The following is a 1,130-nucleotide window of genomic DNA, read 5'->3' as shown; positions in this document are numbered from 1 at the left end:
CCACGCGCGTGGCGCTCAGAACGCTTCCGGTACGAGCCGGGGCGGCCCGTTCGTCAGCTCGGTGCGGAGCTTGTCGCGCAGCTTCAGATCCTCTTTGCTCAGCCGCTGCGGACCGCTGGGCACCGGCACGTCGCCGATCTGTTCGCCCGGTGCCTGCGGCGCCTCGTACCGCGTCGGAGCGGTGGCCAGGGTGAAGCTCGTCGCGCCGACGATCAGCGCGGTGAAGGCGATGGCGAGCCGCGTCCAGAGCTTGGAACGGCGCTCGCAACCGGTCCGTACGGCGCGCGGCGCCATGAGCTTCGGCGGTGCCTCGGCCACGATGAGGGCGCTCAGCCGCTCGTGCAGCAGCGCCGTGTCGGCCAGTTCGGGATCCTGGGCGGCGACGGCTTCACGGGCGCGCATCAGGCGGCCCGCGGCGGCCGGGGTGCTGGCCTCGGTCTCGGCCGCGGTGTCCGGCAGGTCGAGGCCGAGTCCGTCGTAGAGCAGCAGCGTGCGGCGGTACGACGGCGGGAGGGCCAGCAGTGCCTCGCGGAGCAGCTTCCGGGCGGGCGGGTCCTGCTCGTCCGGCATGGGCTCGGGACGCCTGGTGGAACGGCGCATCCGATGCCAGGGCGACAGCGCGTACTCGTGCGACGCGGCCCGGATCCAGCCCACCGGATCGCGGTCGACGGCGACCTCGGGCCAGCGCTGCCAGGCGAGCCGGAAGGCGCGCTCGACGGACTCCTGGGAGAGGGAGTGCCGCCCGGTGAGCAGATAGGCCTGGAGCAGGAGCGAGGGCGCGGCGAACGCGTACAGCGCGTCGAAGGCCTGCTCGGCCGTGAGCGGCTTGCCGTCGGTGCCGATGTCGGTGTCCGTGCCGACGGCGTTTCCGCTTTCGGTGCTGGTGCTGGTGCTGGTGCTGGTGTCGGCATTCTTGCTCTTGGCGGTGGCCCTCGCGGCTCTGCTGTCGGTGCGGCCGGCGGCCCCGGCCCCGGTGGCGCCGGTGCCCGTTCCCGCACGTGCCCTCAGCTCCGCTCCGGTTCGTGCCCAGGACGGGCCCAGAGGTGCCCGGGGTGCCAGGGGCATCTGGGATCCGGCCGGGAGCCCGGGGGCCGACGGATCGCGTGATGCCCGGCCGGATCCCAGATGCC

The 1,130-nt window shown here is 73.9% G+C and carries 1 protein-coding gene; it reads right to left on the bottom strand.

Going from position 1 to position 1,130, the window contains the following annotated elements:
* Positions 1–15: 15 nt before the first annotated feature.
* A partial coding sequence (locus BFF77_RS20715; RefSeq protein ID WP_425424403.1) for a sigma factor-like helix-turn-helix DNA-binding protein occupies positions 16–1,130 on the bottom strand: 1,115 nt, incomplete at its 5' end.

The sequence above is a fragment of the Streptomyces lushanensis genome (genome assembly GCF_001700515.1).
GTDB classification, from domain to species: Bacteria; Actinomycetota; Actinomycetes; order Streptomycetales; family Streptomycetaceae; genus Streptomyces; species Streptomyces lushanensis.
Note: the sequence above shows the minus strand (reverse complement) of the source record. Positions and strands in the feature narration are given on the sequence as shown.